The organism is Aequorivita nionensis (genome assembly GCF_046352995.1).
Classification (GTDB): Bacteria; Bacteroidota; Bacteroidia; order Flavobacteriales; family Flavobacteriaceae; genus Aequorivita; species Aequorivita nionensis.
This window is the reverse complement of the sequence record NZ_CP130281.1, coordinates 2,633,959-2,649,193: the sequence shown is the minus strand read 5'-3', so window position 1 is coordinate 2,649,193 and position 15,235 is coordinate 2,633,959. Positions and strand designations below refer to the sequence as shown.

Sequence of the window (15,235 nt, the reverse complement as noted above, 5' to 3'; positions counted from 1 at the left end):
TTATTTAATCGTTTCGGGCTTGCACAACGACCGAATTCTTTTAAAGAAAAACTTGAAACCTGAAACCTTGAACTTGAAACAATTTTTATGCTTGGTTTAAAACTTCCCACAGACCCGCGCTGGGTAAACATTGTTGAAAAAAACATAGAAGACATTCTTACCGATCACGCTTGGTGCGAACAAAAAGCAGCTTCCACTGCAGTCTCTTTGATTGTAAGCTTCCCGGAATATACAGATTTGATTCAGGAAATGATTGCTTTGGTAAAGGAAGAAATAAGCCATTTTAAAATGGTGCACGACAAAATTCTTGAAAACGGTTGGGTTTTGGGTCGCGACCGAAAAGACGAATATGTAATGCAGATTATTCAATTTTTTCCAAAAGGCGGAAGCCGAACCACGCAATTAGTTCACAGATTACTTTATGCAGCTCTGATTGAAGCACGAAGCTGCGAGCGATTCAGACTTTTAAGCGAAGAACTTGAAGACAAAGAATTGGCAGAATTCTACCGAAAACTGATGGTTAGCGAAGCAAACCATTACACAATGTTTCTCGGTTTTGCGCGACAATATGGCGATAGAAAAGAAGTTGACCAAAAATGGAACGACTTACTTGTTTTTGAAGCTGAAGTAATGAAAGATCTCAGTAAACACCAATCTATTCACGGATAACATTTAAATTCTTCGAGATGAAACTTAAAAGAAGAAGAAAACTGGTTAAATATGCCGACATATTGGATAAACCCATTCGGTTCAATCCTTTTGTATTCAGCAGAATGTTTATTCTTTGGGCCGTTCTCGGGCTGATTGGTGGAATAATTTCAGGCGCTTATTGGGTTGTGTTGATGTATCTTACCGATTTTTTAGCCGTTTATCAAGGTTGGCTCGTTATTCCCGTAATGGCCGTCTGTGGACTTTTAGCGGGTTTAATAATCTATTTTATAGGCGATCCGGGAGAAATGCAACTTATTGTAAACAACATCCGTTTTAACAAAGGAAAGCTGGATCCAAAAAATAATCCTTCCATGATTTTGTCTTCGTTGCTCTGCGTTGCTTCAGGCGGAAGTTTAGGTCCGGAAGCACCCTTAGTTCAAGTTACTGGTTCTACAGGTTCTTGGATGGGCAAGATTTTCAGATTAAAGGGCGAAGAATTACGCTCACTAAGCATTGCTGGGATGGCTTCCGGGTTTACGGCATTGTTTGGCGCACCTTTGGGCGGAAGTCTTTTCGCTTTGGAAATTTTGCACCACAAACACGCTGTGGAATATTACCAAGCCATCATTCCAGCCCTTGTCGCAAGTGGTTTCAGTTATATTGTTTTTGCCCTTATTGTACATTTGGGACTTGGCCCCGCTTGGGATTTGCCAGCCTATGAAATGGCAACTGTTTTCGACTTTGCTTGGGCATTCCTTTTCGCCGTTATAGCTACCATTGTGGGCTGGGGTTTTATCTTCTGTACCAAATTCTTTAAAAATCTCTTCGGAAAACTGAAAACGCCAATTTATGTGAAAACATTAATCGGTGGTCTTTTGTTGGGAACCATCGCTTTTTACATTCCATTAACCAGATATTTTAGCCATTTTGAAATTGAAGAACTGCTTAAGGGCGATCTTACCATGGAATTCTTGGCAGCTGTCTTGATTTTTAAAATCATAGCTATCGCCATAACCGTTACCTCTGGTTGGCGCGGAGGATTTATAATTCCGTTGTTTTTCTGCGGGACTGCGCTCGGGCTTTTAATCCATAGTGTTTTTCCTTCTATCAGCCTTTCATTGACCATTGTTAGCTGTATGGCAGCCATAAATGCCTGCGTAACGCGAACGCCTATGAGTACAACCATTCTTTTGGCAACGCTCACGGGTTTTACCTATTTTATACCCATACTTTTTGCTAGTTTAACGGGTTATTTTCTTGCACCACGAATTCCATTTATTGGCGCACAGATGGAGGAAAAAGAACGAAAAAGCACACAGAAAAAATTTCAAAAAACCAAAGAATAAAAGTCAGCTATTATTCATTTGTCATTAATAATTATACATTATGAAAGCAATTCTCACCATCTGCCTTCTCGTACTTTCCAATTCCTTTATGACTCTTGCCTGGTATGGCCACCTAAAATTTGCTGAATGGAAATGGTTCAGCAAGCTAGGTCTGGTTGCCATCATTCTTATAAGTTGGGGTATTGCACTTTTTGAGTACGTCTTCCAAGTACCAGCAAACCGAATGGGTTATAGCGGTAACGGCGGTCCCTTTTCACTGTTGCAATTGAAGGTGATACAAGAGGTAATCACGCTCGTTGTTTTTGTAGGTTTCACACTTTTGGTTTTTAAGACCGAAACGTTTCGTCTTAACCATGTTATTTCCTTTATATTGCTCATTCTCGCCGTATATTTTATGTTCAAGAAATAGTAACTTTACTACAAAAAATGATAAAACTTTAACCCATGAGCACCTTTTCAATTATTGTAATAAGTGTTATAATACTTCACTTAGTTGTAGGTTTCGTCTGGTTAATCTATAAGCTCTCCCCGAGAAAAGAAGATAAAAATCCAAATGATAAATAACAGAAAAAACAACCTTTGCTTAATGTGAAAATTTTGTATAAAATCGCGCCCAATGAAAACCCTCATCACCCTGTTAATAATTTTCAGCACCCAATTCGGTTTCGGTCAAGCCATTAAAGTGGATAACACCTTTCAGTTAGAGGTAAAAAAGGTTGACCAGCGGTCTAGACTCTTCCAAATGCATTTCAAGGGATATTATATAAGAATACCCAAGGACAGCAAAAAAATTCAGTTTAAGATAAAAGCAGAATCCTTAACCAACGAAAAGGAAACCTTCAACCCCAATAATCTTTACGTGGTGTTGAGAGATTTAAAATTAAGACTTCGCCCTTTTGATGGCGATTTCATTCAGCTTGTAGATGCAAAACCTGATGATAATACCCCTTACTATGGCTACCAGTACAAACCAGAGGTTCCAGATTCCTTTAAAGACTATCAAATGGAAGGTTTTAAGGATATTGAAACCTGCCTAAATTATGGTACTGAAAGAAAACCCCATGAAAAACCCATTTACTTTAATACCAGAGAGTTTAAATCGGAAACATTTAATCTTTATTTTGCAATGCCCAAAGACCAAACGTATGGGGAGTTGTATTACGGTAATGTGAAGTTAATGAATTTTATATTGGAGTAAATTCTAGTTTTTGAACTATAATTGAATTTATATATAGTGTTTTAATAAAAAATTCTAAGCCATATGAAGTACTCCATATTTTTATTACTACTTATTTCTAGCACAATTTGGAGATCCCATTTATGTGGGTTTATACCATCAATTTGATAACAGACTTAAACAAGAAATACACATACAGGATATAAACGAAGATGGATATCTTGATATAGTAATGCCGGGAAGTAATTTTTCATATTATTTAAACAACGGTGACAGCACATTTATTTTAGAGGCTATAAATTTTGAATCTCCCAATAATCTTGAACTAGGTACACCAAGAATGGATTTTGCAGATTTTAATAATGATGGAGAAATGGATATACTCTTAGATAGAACAGACTATATCCCAAATGCTTCTATTCTGCTTCTTAAAAATAATGGTATTGATCTGTCAAACTTTCCTAAAGGAACTTATCTTTTCAAGATTAGCGACAACCAAAACGCAAGCAGTCAATTATTTATTAAAATGTAATAATCTTCACAGTACAAACTAAGTGTCCGTGTTTTCCATTTAAACACTAAACTCTGCAATTTCACGTCTTATGACTCATTTCTATATTCGTTTATAGTATTTCACTTTCAAACTACACATAACTGACCACGGAAAACCTAAAACACCTATATATAAATCCCTGATATTGTGTATCTTTAATGGTAACTAATCAAGATGCTACCATGAAAACATATACAGTGAAAAGCGGTGATTCCTTAGGTTCAATAGCCTTCAAACAATTAGGGGCCACAGCCAAGTGGCGTGAAATTGCAGAATTGAACAATATTGTAAACCCAAGCAAAATTCAAGTAGGTCAAGTATTGCAACTACCAATTGAAAGCGAGCCCACACCCAGCACCGAACGTGCAGACGTTGTTATTATCGAGGAAGATCCACGTATATATTATCAGTATCAAACCGATACAACCCGAAAGTATTTAGGCAAAAAGTTCCGAAAAGGAATTTTTAGGCCTGGCAGTCAGATCACCGAAACATTTATTCAGCAAAATCCAAACCTATTAGCGGACCTAAAAATCAGTAAATCTGAAGTGAACGCTTTATTGGCAACCTCAGAAAACGAAGGTAATCTAGATGCCGTAAACACTTGGGACAATTCCTTTATGAGTTTCGGTATGTTTCAGTGGACATTAGGTGCGGGAACTGGCGAAGGAGAGTTACCAGCCCTTATTAAATTAGTAAAAGAAAAGTACCCAGACGCTTTTCAGCAATTTTGTGGACAATTTGGTGTTGATGTTTCCGCAGATACAAACGCCACCTATGGTTATTTAATTCATAACAACAACAAAGTAGATACTGCAGCAGAAAAACAATTCTTCCGAAGCAACATTGTGGCCTATCGTTTTGTAGCCGCAGGAATGGATCAACGGGTTTGCGCCGTTCAAATTTTGCACGCCATTAATCGCTTTAATCTTTTCTATTTCAATAAAACAGATAAACTAGGAGGTAATTCATTGTTTGATCTGCTCTCTTCAGAATATGCGGCAGCACTTTTTTTAGATAACCACGTAAACAGGCCGGGCTATCTTTGGCCTTGTGTTTCAAAGGCAATAAGCAATTCTGGAATTTCTTATGAGCAACTAAAAAATGGTGGAGACAGAGAAGAGATGAAGGTGATCAATCAATACCTTAATGTGCGCGAAACCTATGGCAATTCCCCAATGACTGACGCCAGAAACAGAGCCGCAGTAACCAAACGGTATCTTGATGCGGGTAAGATATCTGCTTCAAAAGGGAGTTTTAAATCGAATCGGGCATTACGATAATTTTAAAAAAATTACCATTCATCAATCATTATCGAACTTCCAGTTCCGCAGCAACCTTTTCATTATAAAGACTCCGCACAATTCCATCACTTAGTCCTATCTTGGGGACAAACATGCTTTTAGCCCTGCTCCATTTCATTGCAGATAGATAGATGCGCGTGGCGGGAACCACAACGTCTGCACGGTCTGGATTCATATCCAGTTCTGTAATGCGCTCTTCAAAGGTGAGCGATTTAATTAATTCATAATAAGAAGAAAGGTAAAAATAGCTAAGTGGCTTCCCTAGTTTCTTCCCGCTCTTTTTAAAGATGGTATTGATGTTTCCACCGCTACCAATCATAGAAACTCCTTTAAAATCCTTGGTTTCATTTTTAATCCAAGCTTCCATTTCTTCCCAAACGCAATCATCAACAAGGCCTTCCAGCATCCGCACTGTTCCTAACTTAAAGCTTTGGGAACTTACATTGGCGCCGTTAGCAAAAACAGTAAGCTCCGTGCTTCCGCCACCAACATCTACATACAGAAACACTTTGTCGTCCTGAATCAAGTTCTTTAAATCAGTCGAAGCAATAATAGCGGCCTCATCGTTACCGTCAATAATATTTATAGATAACCCTGTTTTTGCTTCAATAGTTTCAGCAAGTTCCCTTCCATTGGAGGCTTCACGCATTGCCGAAGTAGCACACGCTCGAAAACGATTAATATTGTGGGTTTTCATCAAGAGCCTGAAAGCCATCATTGTGTCAATCATTCTATTGGCGCTGTTATCAGAAATTTTTCCCTCAAGAAAAACTTCCGCCCCCAAGCGTATGGGAACACGCACCAAAGAAGTTTTTTTAAAAATGGTATCCTTGCCTTCTTGCTCAATCACAGTAACCACAAGCAAGCGAATGGCATTACTGCCAATATCTACCGCGCCGTATTTTTCTATATTTAACAAATCTAGTTTACTTCAAGTTTTTCTAAATAATAATCATACATTTTGAACTGGGATCGCACGGGCGGTTTGTTATTTTTTAGGTAAGCATTGTCATTTTTAATACTTATAACACGCGCTTTTACATTATCACTCCAACCAATTTCAAAATTTTCGAGTATTTCTTTCTTTATGTCTTCTTCGTAAATGGGGCAGGAAATCTCTACTCTGTTATCTAGATTTCTTCCCATAAAATCTGCGGAAGAAATATATACCTTGGTGTCACCTCCATTTTCAAAAATAAACAATCGCGGGTGCTCCAAAAATTTTCCAACAATACTGATAGCTTCTATATTCTCGCTCATTCCCTTTACTCCAGGAATTAAACAACAAATACCGCGAACAATCATTTTTATCTTCACCCCTGCCCGGCTTGCTTCATATAGCTTGTCAATCATTTTATAATCGGAAAGACTGTTCAGCTTCAATTTTATGCCACTGGGCAGTCCTGCCTTTTTGTTTTTTATTTCAATATCAATCAAATGATTTATTGCCTTACGTGTATAATGTGGTGATACTATTAAATGGTTGTATTTGCGCACTTGATAGTTCACTTCAAAAAATTCAAACACTCTGTTTATTTCTTTGCAAATTCTTTGGTCTGCTGTAAAAAGGGTATAATCAGTATAAAGCCGTGCCGTGGATTCATTGAAATTCCCGGTACTAATAATGCCATAACGCACCATTTTTTGATTTTCCAGTCTTTCTACAATACAAACCTTAGTGTGTACTTTTAACCCTTTAACTCCAAAAATCAAACGAATGTCTTCACTCTGTAATAATTCAGCGTATTCAATATTTGCCTCCTCATCAAAGCGGGCTTGAAGTTCAATCTGAACAGTAACATCTTTACCGTTTTTCTTGGCGTTGATAAGCGAACTAGCTATGTGGGAAACTTGGGCAAGACGATAAATCGTTATCTTGATGGTTTTCACCTTTGGGTCCAATGCAGCTTCCCGTAAAAACTTCACAACATACATAAACGTTTGGTAGGGTGTATGCAACAAATAATCCTTTTCAGCTATCTTATCAAAAAGACTTCCCTGAAGACTCAAACCAGGAATGGGCAAAGGTTCCTTAGGTTCATATTGTAAATCTGGCCTTCCCAAACGTGGAAAATTCATATAATCACGGCGGTTGTGATAACGGCCACCAGGAATGATACTGTCTGTTTTATCAATCCCCATTTTCTGCAATAAAAAGTGAAGTGTTCTTTTGTCAATACTGCTGTCATACACAAAACGAACGGGGTCGCCCGTGCTTCTATCCTTAACACTTTTTGAAATTTTGTCAATAAAACTTTTACTCAAATCGCTATCTATGTCCAACTCTGCATCGCGTGTAATTTTAATCATATGCGCCGAAATAGTTTCATACTTAAAAATGCTGAAAATATTGTGCAAACAATGGCGAATAAGATCGTCCAGAATGATAACATATTGTTTGTTTCCTTCCTGAGGAAGTACTACAAATCTATTTATGGTACGTGGAATTTCAATAAGTGCGTAATTGTGCTTTGCTTCAAAAGTATCGTCTTCTTTGCTCATCACCATCGTTACAGCCAGATAGGCAGCACTATCGCGCAAACTTGGAAATTCATCCAGTTCTCCTATCATAATGGTCATCATGGCAGGACTCACCTGTCTTACAAAATATTCTGAAATGAATTTGCTCTGCGTGTGTGTAATTTCAGTTTCATTGATGATAAAAATATTCTCTTTCCGAAGCTCTTTCTGAATATTGCTTAAAATTTTTAAACTGTGCGCCTGTTGGTCTATTACTGTATGCGTAATTTGCTCTAACAGATCTTTTGCTGAAATACCGCCCAAAAAGCTGCGTCCTGTTTTTCCGGCTTCCACAATTCTTCTGATTGTGGCATAGCGTACTTTGAAAAATTCATCTAAATTGTTTGAAAAAATTCCCAAAAACCTAAGTCTTTCCAATAAGGGTATTTTTTTATCGTTCGCTTCCTGCAAAACGCGGGCATTAAACTGAAGCCAGCTTAACTCCCTGTTGTTGTATTGGTTGCGGGTATGAGTATGTGTGTCAACTTTTTCGGTCATTATTTAAGATCCCTTGGGAAAATTGTTTTCACGGTTTTGCCCGTGGTTATATTGCTCCATTTTTTTTCATTGAACTGCAACATTACAAAGCCACAGGTTGGAACATTGTCAATATAGCGGTTTCCAAGCATATTTGCAACGGATGTGAAGGCATGGTTATGGCCAACAATCATAACGCTATCCAAATCATCAGTAAGTGATTTTATGATTCGCATCACGTTTTGACCGCTAAAATCATAAAGATCGTGATTGATTTCAAAGTTTGCATCGGAAATATTTAAAGCTTCCTTAAAAAATTGGGCCGTTGAGAAAGCCCGCGTAGCATCGCTACTGATTATTTTCTGAGGTGGCTCAATTTCTTTTGAAACTTTATTTGAAACCAATTGCCCATCACGCTGACCTCTTTCTTTTAAAGGCCTTTTATGATCGTCAACATCATGTTTCCAAGATGATTTTGCGTGGCGGACCATGTATAGTGTTTTCATAAAAAAATTTCTAGTTTCTGATTCCAGGTTTCAAGCTCTGAAAATTGTGCATTGAATATTGAACATTGAGTATTGAACATTGAACATTGAGTATTGAACATTGATTTATGGTGCCAATCTTTCAATCAACCAATCATTTTCTTCTAATGCATATCGAATTCTGTCGTGCAATCTGTTGGGCCTACCTTGCCAGAATTCAATAGAAATAGGCTTCACTATAAAACCACCCCAATCAGCAGGTTTGGGTACTTCTTGGTTTTCATATTTCTTTTCAAGCTCAGCCAAGTTTTTTTCCAAAATCTCTCGTGAAGCTACAACTTCACTTTGGTGTGAAACTGCTGCGCCCAATTGACTTCCCTTAGGTCTTGAATGGAAATAATTGGTTGAATCTGCTTCCGAAGTTTTTTCAACGGTTCCTTTTATAATAATCTGACGTTCCATATTTGGCCAAAAAAAAGAAAGTGAGACCCTGTTGTTATTGGCTATGGATTTGCCTTTTTCGCTATTGTAATTAGTATAAAAATAGAATCCGTTTTCGTCATATTTTTTAAGAAGAACAACTCTGCCTTTCGGGAAACCATCTGTGCCGATTGTGGTCAATGTCATTGCATTCACTTCATCTACACCGCCATTATCCTTCACCTCAAAAAACCAGGTGCGGAATTGCTGCATTGGGTTTTCATCTACAGATGTTTCAGAAAGTTCTCCCTTTTCGTAAGATTTTCGGTAATGGTGAAGCTTTTCAGCCATAGTTCAAGTTTTAATGCAAGTTAAGTGTTTTAAATTTTTTTTGAAACACTGACATATTAAATATGTATTAAACTTTAAAAAGAAAAATGCTTGCCGTCTTCCGCCAATTCAACGTTTTCAAAAACATCTTGCGCTTCTTTTCTGAAAAGCTCCAAATTTCCATAACGGCCAGAATAATGGCCAAGAATTAAGGTTTCTACTTTTGCCTTTTTAGCTATGACCGCCGCCTCTTTAGCAGTACTGTGCTTGGTTTTATCACAAAGATGGTGGTGTTCTTCCAAAAAGGTTGATTCGTGATATAAAACGGTTGCATTTTCAATCTGCGGAACCATCTGTGGATTATAGGCCGTATCACTACAATATGCATAGGATTTTGTTGGTGGCGGATCAAAAGTAATGTCTTTGTTTGCAATTAGCTTTCCAGCTTTATTTTCAACATCAAAGCCTTGCTTTATTTTGTTGTAATAGCTTAAGTCGATATTGAGTTTTCGGGCTTTTTCAATATCCAATTTTCGATCATCCGGCTTTTCCCTAAATAGAAACCCATTTGTATAAACCCTGTGATTTAATGGGATTGTCTCCACAAAAACTTTATCATCCTCAAAAATCATTTGGGGCGAAGTGTCTTCCAATTCGTGAAAATATAACGGATAATTCGTGTATGTTTTTCCAAGTTTTAGAAGAAGCAAAATAGCTTCTTTAATACCTTTTGGCCCATAAACATGAAGCTCAGCCTCTCTTCCCAAAAGAAGAAATGTAGAAATAAGCCCTGGCAATCCAAAAAAGTGATCCCCGTGCAAATGTGAAATAAAAATGTGCTTAATCCGCGAAAATTTAATCCTGTATTTCCGTAATTGGGTTTGGGTTCCCTCACCACAATCAATCAAAAAAAGATGGCCCTTCATTTCCAAAACCTGCGCCGTTGGGTGCTGTGAGACTGTTGGTGTTGCGGAATGGCATCCTAGGATTGTTATTTTCATTTTAAATTGTAAGTTTTCAGTCGCAGTCGCAGTTTACAGTAATGTTCAATTTTAAAATATAGACTGTGACTGTTTACTGCGACCGCATACTTTTTTAAAATCCCAAGTCTCTTTCAATTTCCTCCATTTCAACAATGTCACCCGCTTCTTGCAGGGTTGGAACAACGATCATCTCAAAAGGAACATCGTCAATTTCAATAGCATCATTTACTATAACAAAAGATTGCTTGGTTTTACGGTGAAGATTAGACGTTTTAAGGAACTGCAATAGTTGCGAAAGATCTAATGAATCGTATTTCAAAAGATTTAAAATTACATTTTGTCCTTTGTATTTTGAAGGAACCTGACTTTCTATAAACGATGCAAAGTCAATGATATCGTCCTTTTCATCTTCAAGGACCACAAAATTTGGGTGATTCTCAATCTTCATGATGTTTAATTTTTGAAGCCAATAAATAGATAACTGCCATACGTATGGCAACACCGTTTTGTACTTGTTCCAAAATGATGGATTGTTTGCTGTCTGCCACGTCACTTGTAATTTCTACCCCGCGATTTATTGGCCCTGGGTGCATTACTACAATTTCTTTATTTAGAGAATCGAGCAGCTTTTTGTTTAATCCAAACTGTTGTGTGTATTCCCTAGTTGTAGGGAAATAACTAATGTCCATCCGTTCGTTCTGCACGCGAAGCATATTTGCTACATCGCACCATTCCAAGGCTTTGCGAAGGTTGGTTTCAACTTCAACATTAAGTTTGTCTATATGTTTCGGAATAAGCGTTTTAGGGCCACACACCTTAACTTTAGCTCCAAGTTTTTGAAGGGCGAAAATATTCGATAAAGCAACTCTTGAGTGAAGAATATCCCCTACAATCACAATCTTTTTTCCGGCAACATCACCCAACTTTTCACGAATGGAATAAGCATCTAGCAATGCTTGCGTTGGATGTTCGTGCGCACCATCTCCAGCATTAATTATACTTGCCTCAACGTGTTTTGAAAGAAATACGCCTGCGCCAGGATTTGGATGGCGCATCACCACCATATCTACTTTCATTGAAAGAATGTTGTTTACGGTATCAATAAGCGTTTCGCCTTTGGTTACCGAAGAATTTGATGACGCGAAATTTATAACATCTGCCGAAAGCCTTTTTTCAGCTAATTCGAAGGATAGTTTAGTTCGAGTGCTATTTTCAAAAAATAAATTTGCAATGGTAATATCACGAAGCGATGGGACTTTTTTGATTGGCCGATTGATTACTTCTTTAAAATGATCTGCCGTTTCGAAGATGAGTTGGATATCGGCTTCGGTGATGTATTTTATTCCCAGTAAGTGGCTTACACTTAGTTCCATTTCTTGGTTTCAGGTTTCAAGTTGCAGGTTTCAAGTTCCTGAAACACTACTCTTTTGATTATGTTCTCGTTTTCAAATTCTTTTCCAACGTTCCCCTTCGGGGGTTAGCGGGCTACTAAATAAACAGCATCTTCCCCGTCATTTTCCTTCCAACATACTTTTACTTTTTCACCGTTGATAGCATCTACCTGCCTTCCGCGATAATCGGGCTGTATGGGTAAATGACGGCTAAAACGGCGGTCTATCAACGTCAGCAATTCTATTTCCAAAGGTCTTCCGAAAGATTGCATCGCTGTTAATGCTGAGCGGATGCTTCTTCCTGTGAAAAGCACATCGTCTATAAAAACAACATTTTTATCTTCTACAATAAAATCAATTCGGGTTTTGTTGGCTTCCAGCGGTTTTTCACTTCTTCGGAAATCGTCACGGTAAAATGTGATGTCCAAATAGCCAAGCTTTATATTTTTGATTTTGTATTCGTTTTCCAACAGCGTTTTCAACCTTTCTGCTAAAAAAACGCCACGAGGCTGGATTCCGATAAGTACTGTTTTTGAAAAGTCGTCGTGTTTTTCGATCAATTGGCAAGCCAAACGGTTAAGCGCAATGTTTATCTCGGTTGCGTTCAGTAACACTTTTTGGCTCATAGGAAGTTCTGAATTGTATTCAGAAAGCAAAAATACATTTTTTTTGGCTTTTTAATGTGAAGTATTTGAAATTGATTAAATCTAAGTCATAAAAAAAGCCTTTCGGAAACGAAAGGCTTTACTTTATTTATAAATGAAACGATTATTTTTTACCGTCCATTTTGTCTTTAAGCTCTTGTAATTTAGCGTTAGCATCACCAAGGGTTGGTTTTGCTTCTGCTTCAGCTGCTTCTTGTTTTCTCACAGCTTCTTTTACAATTTTAGCTTCTTCTTCTTTGTGGATAGCCATGTGTGAAGCAACCACTTTCTTGAATTCTTTGTTGAATTCAATAATTTGGAATTCTGCTTCATCACCTTTCTTCAACATAGAACCATCTTCTTTTTCAAGGTGACGGCCTGGTACGAAAGCTACAATATCATCGTTGAATTTTACAGTTGCCCCTTTGTCAACTACCTCGTCAATAGTGGCAGTGTGCTTAGATCCAACAGTAAATTCGTCTTCGTATTTATCCCAAGGATTTTCTTCAGTTTGTTTGTGACCTAAACTAAGTTTACGGCCTTCAACATCCAATTCCAATACAACCACTTCTAGTTCATCACCAATGTTAGTGAATTCACTTGGGTGCTTGATTTTCTTGGTCCAAGAAAGATCGCTAATGTAGATAAGACCATCAATACCTTCTTCAAGTTCAACAAAAACACCAAAGTTGGTGAAATTGCGAACAATACCTTTGTGGCGTGAACCAACTGGGTATTTTTTAGTAATATCGGTCCATGGATCTGGAGTCATTTGCTTAATACCAAGGCTCATTTTGCGTTCTTCCTTATCCATTGTAAGGATTACCGCTTCAACCTCGTCACCAACATTTACGAAATCCTGTGCGCTGCGCAAGTGCGTGCTCCAAGACATTTCGCTAACGTGGATAAGACCTTCAACGCCTTCAGCAACTTCAATAAATGCACCGTAGTCTGCAATAACAACTACTTTACCTTTTACTTTATCACCAACTTTCAACTCTTCTCCAAGTGCTTCCCATGGGTGCGGATTCAATTGCTTAAGACCTAATTGGATACGTGTTTTATCTTCATCGAAATCAAGAATTACAACGTTCAATTTCTGATCAAGTTCAACGATCTCATTTGGATGGTTGATACGTGACCAAGAAAGGTCTGTAATGTGAACAAGTCCATCAACACCACCAAGATCAACAAATACTCCGTATGAAGTGATGTTTTTAACAACACCTTCAAGTACTTGACCTTTTTCAAGTTGGCCGATGATTTCTTTTTTCTGCTCTTCAATATCCGCTTCAATAAGCGCTTTGTGCGAAACAACAACGTTTTTGAATTCGTGGTTGATCTTAACCACTTTGAACTCCATTGTTTTTCCAACGTAAACGTCGTAATCACGGATAGGTTTAACATCTATTTGCGAACCTGGCAAGAAAGCCTCGATACCGAAAACATCTACGATCATACCACCTTTTGTGCGGCATTTTACGTAACCATTTACGATTGTAGCTTCGTCGTGGGCAGCATTTACGCGATCCCAAGCCTTAATGGTTCTAGCTTTACGGTGACTAAGAATTAATTGACCAGTGCTGTCCTCACGAACGTCGATCAATACTTCTACTTTGTCACCAACTTTTAAATCTGGATTGTAACGGAATTCATTCAATGAAACAACACCTTCACTTTTCGCGTTAATGTCAATGATTGCATCACGATCGGTGATGTAAATCACTTTTCCTTCAACAACTTCATCATCAAGGGTGTCAACGAAATTCTCAGCTACCAATTTTTCAAATTCTTCCAGCTTACCATCGTCGATAGGATCAATTCCTTCTTCGTAGTTATGCCAGTTGAAATCTGCAAGAAATTTTTCTGGATTGCTTTCCTTTAGGGAAACTTCCTTTTGAGGCTTTGTAGTTGCCTCGTTTTGAGTTGCAGTATCTTCTACCTGCACTTCTTCTTTGTTTGCTTTATCAGCCATTTGCTTGTAAAATTAATTTTTTCAGAAATACAATTCCTAAAAAAACCAATGCTTTGTATTCTGTGCTGTTACAAGATTTTACTGCGACTATCCCACAGAAGGGTTTGTTTTTGTTTTGTTTCAATTCCTCTTATTCTTGACTCGTCGCTAAGAGGGGTGCAAAAATACTATTTCTCTTTTGATTTTCAAAACTTTAAATAAATTGTTCTTTAAAGTTTTCATAAAATTATTTTAACTGATAATCATCTATTTAACTTTACGCTTTCAAACTGAAACAAGACAACTTATGAAATTTCTACTTACATTCTTCATTTCGGCCATTGCACTAAGCACATGTGACAATAATTCCTCAGAAAAAATTGCAGAAACAATCCTTTTTGTGAACAGCTCAAAAGTAGAATGCACCGGAGTTGGAAAAATGCAATGTTTACAAATACAAGAATCCGAAACATTCAAGCCAAACGGTTGGAAAAATTTCTACGGAAACATTGAAGGTTTTGAATTTGAACCTGGATACATCTATAAAATTTCAGTGAAAAAAGAAAAATTGGATCCCACAACCGTTCCTGCCGATGCTTCAACTTTAAAGTATTCTTTGGTAAAAGTGATGGAAAAAAACAGAGATGAAAAAATGCGAATCAACGATATTTGGGCGTTAAAGGCAATGAATGGCGAGGCTATTGACGGTAATAATTCCCAAAAACATCCTGTTTTGGAAATTCATTTAAACGAAATGAAAATCTTCGGAAATGACGGCTGCAACAATATGTTTGGTAGCATTGAAACTTTGGATGAAAAAAATATAGCATTTGGAGCCATTGGCGGAACCAAAATGGCCTGTCCAAATATGGAGCTTTCCTCAAAATACACTTCAGCACTTGGGAAAACGAAAACCTATAAACTTGATGGTTTACAGCTTTATTTTTATGACGCTGACGGGAATGAAGTTTTGAAATATCAAAAGGTAGATTAACGGGAA

16 protein-coding genes are annotated in these 15,235 nt (G+C 37.6%); 7 read left to right on the top strand and 9 right to left on the bottom strand.

Annotation, left to right across the window (positions count from 1 at the left end; genetic code table 11):
• The first annotated feature begins 87 nt into the window (after positions 1-87).
• From Q2U82_RS12115 to Q2U82_RS12090, 6 genes are all read left to right on the top strand, one after another.
• Entirely contained in the window at positions 88-669 is a 582-nt protein-coding gene (locus Q2U82_RS12115; RefSeq protein ID WP_068760345.1) for a tRNA-(ms[2]io[6]A)-hydroxylase, read from the top strand.
• Positions 670-686: 17 nt separating this feature from the next.
• On the top strand, positions 687-1,997 hold the full coding sequence (locus Q2U82_RS12110; RefSeq protein ID WP_410005128.1) for a chloride channel protein: 1,311 nt from the start codon (positions 687-689) through the stop codon (positions 1,995-1,997).
• A gap of 40 nt (positions 1,998-2,037) precedes the next feature.
• The gene (locus tag Q2U82_RS12105) at positions 2,038-2,406 is read left to right on the top strand and encodes a DMT family protein (RefSeq protein ID WP_410005127.1); all 369 of its coding nucleotides are present in this window, start codon (positions 2,038-2,040) and stop codon (positions 2,404-2,406) included.
• Positions 2,407-2,613: 207 nt separating this feature from the next.
• Complete coding sequence (locus tag Q2U82_RS12100) at positions 2,614-3,195, top strand: hypothetical protein (protein ID WP_410005126.1); 582 nt, start codon at positions 2,614-2,616, stop codon at positions 3,193-3,195.
• Between the two features lie 124 nt (positions 3,196-3,319).
• Positions 3,320-3,706, top strand: a complete 387-nt coding sequence (locus Q2U82_RS12095) for a T9SS type A sorting domain-containing protein (RefSeq protein WP_410005125.1) — start codon at positions 3,320-3,322, stop codon at positions 3,704-3,706.
• Positions 3,707-3,909: 203 nt separating this feature from the next.
• Positions 3,910-5,010: a LysM peptidoglycan-binding domain-containing protein gene (locus Q2U82_RS12090; protein WP_410005124.1), complete on the top strand. Its 1,101-nt coding sequence runs from the start codon at positions 3,910-3,912 to the stop codon at positions 5,008-5,010.
• A gap of 28 nt (positions 5,011-5,038) precedes the next feature.
• Here Q2U82_RS12090 and Q2U82_RS12085 read toward each other — a convergent pair whose 3' ends face one another.
• The 9 genes from Q2U82_RS12085 to rpsA form a co-directional block, all read right to left on the bottom strand.
• On the bottom strand, positions 5,039-5,950 hold the full coding sequence (locus Q2U82_RS12085) for a Ppx/GppA phosphatase family protein (RefSeq protein WP_410005123.1): 912 nt from the start codon (positions 5,948-5,950) through the stop codon (positions 5,039-5,041).
• A gap of 2 nt (positions 5,951-5,952) precedes the next feature.
• The gene (ppk1, locus tag Q2U82_RS12080) at positions 5,953-8,049 is read right to left on the bottom strand and encodes a polyphosphate kinase 1 (RefSeq protein WP_410005122.1); all 2,097 of its coding nucleotides are present in this window, start codon (positions 8,047-8,049) and stop codon (positions 5,953-5,955) included.
• Complete coding sequence (locus Q2U82_RS12075; RefSeq protein WP_410005121.1) at positions 8,049-8,534, bottom strand: SixA phosphatase family protein; 486 nt, start codon at positions 8,532-8,534, stop codon at positions 8,049-8,051. The genes ppk1 and Q2U82_RS12075 overlap by 1 nt, the downstream gene beginning before the upstream one ends.
• 105 nt (positions 8,535-8,639) lie before the next feature.
• Complete coding sequence (gene pdxH, locus Q2U82_RS12070; protein ID WP_410005120.1) at positions 8,640-9,284, bottom strand: pyridoxamine 5'-phosphate oxidase; 645 nt, start codon at positions 9,282-9,284, stop codon at positions 8,640-8,642.
• A gap of 74 nt (positions 9,285-9,358) precedes the next feature.
• Positions 9,359-10,264, bottom strand: a complete 906-nt coding sequence (locus Q2U82_RS12065; RefSeq protein ID WP_410005119.1) for a ribonuclease Z — start codon at positions 10,262-10,264, stop codon at positions 9,359-9,361.
• A gap of 94 nt (positions 10,265-10,358) precedes the next feature.
• Complete coding sequence (locus tag Q2U82_RS12060; protein ID WP_410005118.1) at positions 10,359-10,694, bottom strand: ribonuclease Z; 336 nt, start codon at positions 10,692-10,694, stop codon at positions 10,359-10,361.
• On the bottom strand, positions 10,684-11,619 hold the full coding sequence (locus tag Q2U82_RS12055; protein ID WP_410005117.1) for an aspartate carbamoyltransferase catalytic subunit: 936 nt from the start codon (positions 11,617-11,619) through the stop codon (positions 10,684-10,686). The genes Q2U82_RS12060 and Q2U82_RS12055 overlap by 11 nt, the downstream gene beginning before the upstream one ends.
• A 104-nt stretch (positions 11,620-11,723) precedes the next feature.
• Complete coding sequence (pyrR, locus tag Q2U82_RS12050; protein ID WP_410007160.1) at positions 11,724-12,263, bottom strand: bifunctional pyr operon transcriptional regulator/uracil phosphoribosyltransferase PyrR; 540 nt, start codon at positions 12,261-12,263, stop codon at positions 11,724-11,726.
• A 142-nt stretch (positions 12,264-12,405) separates the two neighbouring features.
• On the bottom strand, positions 12,406-14,256 hold the full coding sequence (gene rpsA, locus Q2U82_RS12045; RefSeq protein WP_410005116.1) for a 30S ribosomal protein S1: 1,851 nt from the start codon (positions 14,254-14,256) through the stop codon (positions 12,406-12,408).
• A 286-nt stretch (positions 14,257-14,542) separates the two neighbouring features.
• Here rpsA and Q2U82_RS12040 point away from each other — a divergent pair, with 286 nt between their 5' ends.
• Entirely contained in the window at positions 14,543-15,229 is a 687-nt protein-coding gene (locus Q2U82_RS12040; protein WP_410005115.1) for a DUF4377 domain-containing protein, read from the top strand.
• Positions 15,230-15,235: the final 6 nt, after the last annotated feature.

Excerpts from the sequence above, each read along its gene's own strand:
- Q2U82_RS12040 (WP_410005115.1), top strand. The coding sequence starts at position 14,543 with ATGAAATTTCTACTTACATTCTTCATTTCGGCCATTGCACTAAGCACA.
- Q2U82_RS12065 (WP_410005119.1), bottom strand. The coding sequence starts at position 10,264 with ATGAAAATAACAATCCTAGGATGCCATTCCGCAACACCAACAGTCTCA.
- Q2U82_RS12100 (WP_410005126.1), top strand. The coding sequence starts at position 2,614 with ATGAAAACCCTCATCACCCTGTTAATAATTTTCAGCACCCAATTCGGT.
- Q2U82_RS12060 (WP_410005118.1), bottom strand. The coding sequence starts at position 10,694 with ATGAAGATTGAGAATCACCCAAATTTTGTGGTCCTTGAAGATGAAAAG.
- ppk1 (WP_410005122.1), bottom strand. The coding sequence starts at position 8,049 with ATGACCGAAAAAGTTGACACACATACTCATACCCGCAACCAATACAAC.
- pyrR (WP_410007160.1), bottom strand. The coding sequence starts at position 12,263 with ATGAGCCAAAAAGTGTTACTGAACGCAACCGAGATAAACATTGCGCTT.
- pdxH (WP_410005120.1), bottom strand. The coding sequence starts at position 9,284 with ATGGCTGAAAAGCTTCACCATTACCGAAAATCTTACGAAAAGGGAGAA.
- Q2U82_RS12075 (WP_410005121.1), bottom strand. The coding sequence starts at position 8,534 with ATGAAAACACTATACATGGTCCGCCACGCAAAATCATCTTGGAAACAT.
- rpsA (WP_410005116.1), bottom strand. The coding sequence starts at position 14,256 with ATGGCTGATAAAGCAAACAAAGAAGAAGTGCAGGTAGAAGATACTGCA.
- Q2U82_RS12090 (WP_410005124.1), top strand. The coding sequence starts at position 3,910 with ATGAAAACATATACAGTGAAAAGCGGTGATTCCTTAGGTTCAATAGCC.
- Q2U82_RS12055 (WP_410005117.1), bottom strand. The coding sequence starts at position 11,619 with ATGGAACTAAGTGTAAGCCACTTACTGGGAATAAAATACATCACCGAA.
- Q2U82_RS12105 (WP_410005127.1), top strand. The coding sequence starts at position 2,038 with ATGAAAGCAATTCTCACCATCTGCCTTCTCGTACTTTCCAATTCCTTT.
- Q2U82_RS12115 (WP_068760345.1), top strand. The coding sequence starts at position 88 with ATGCTTGGTTTAAAACTTCCCACAGACCCGCGCTGGGTAAACATTGTT.
- Q2U82_RS12110 (WP_410005128.1), top strand. The coding sequence starts at position 687 with ATGAAACTTAAAAGAAGAAGAAAACTGGTTAAATATGCCGACATATTG.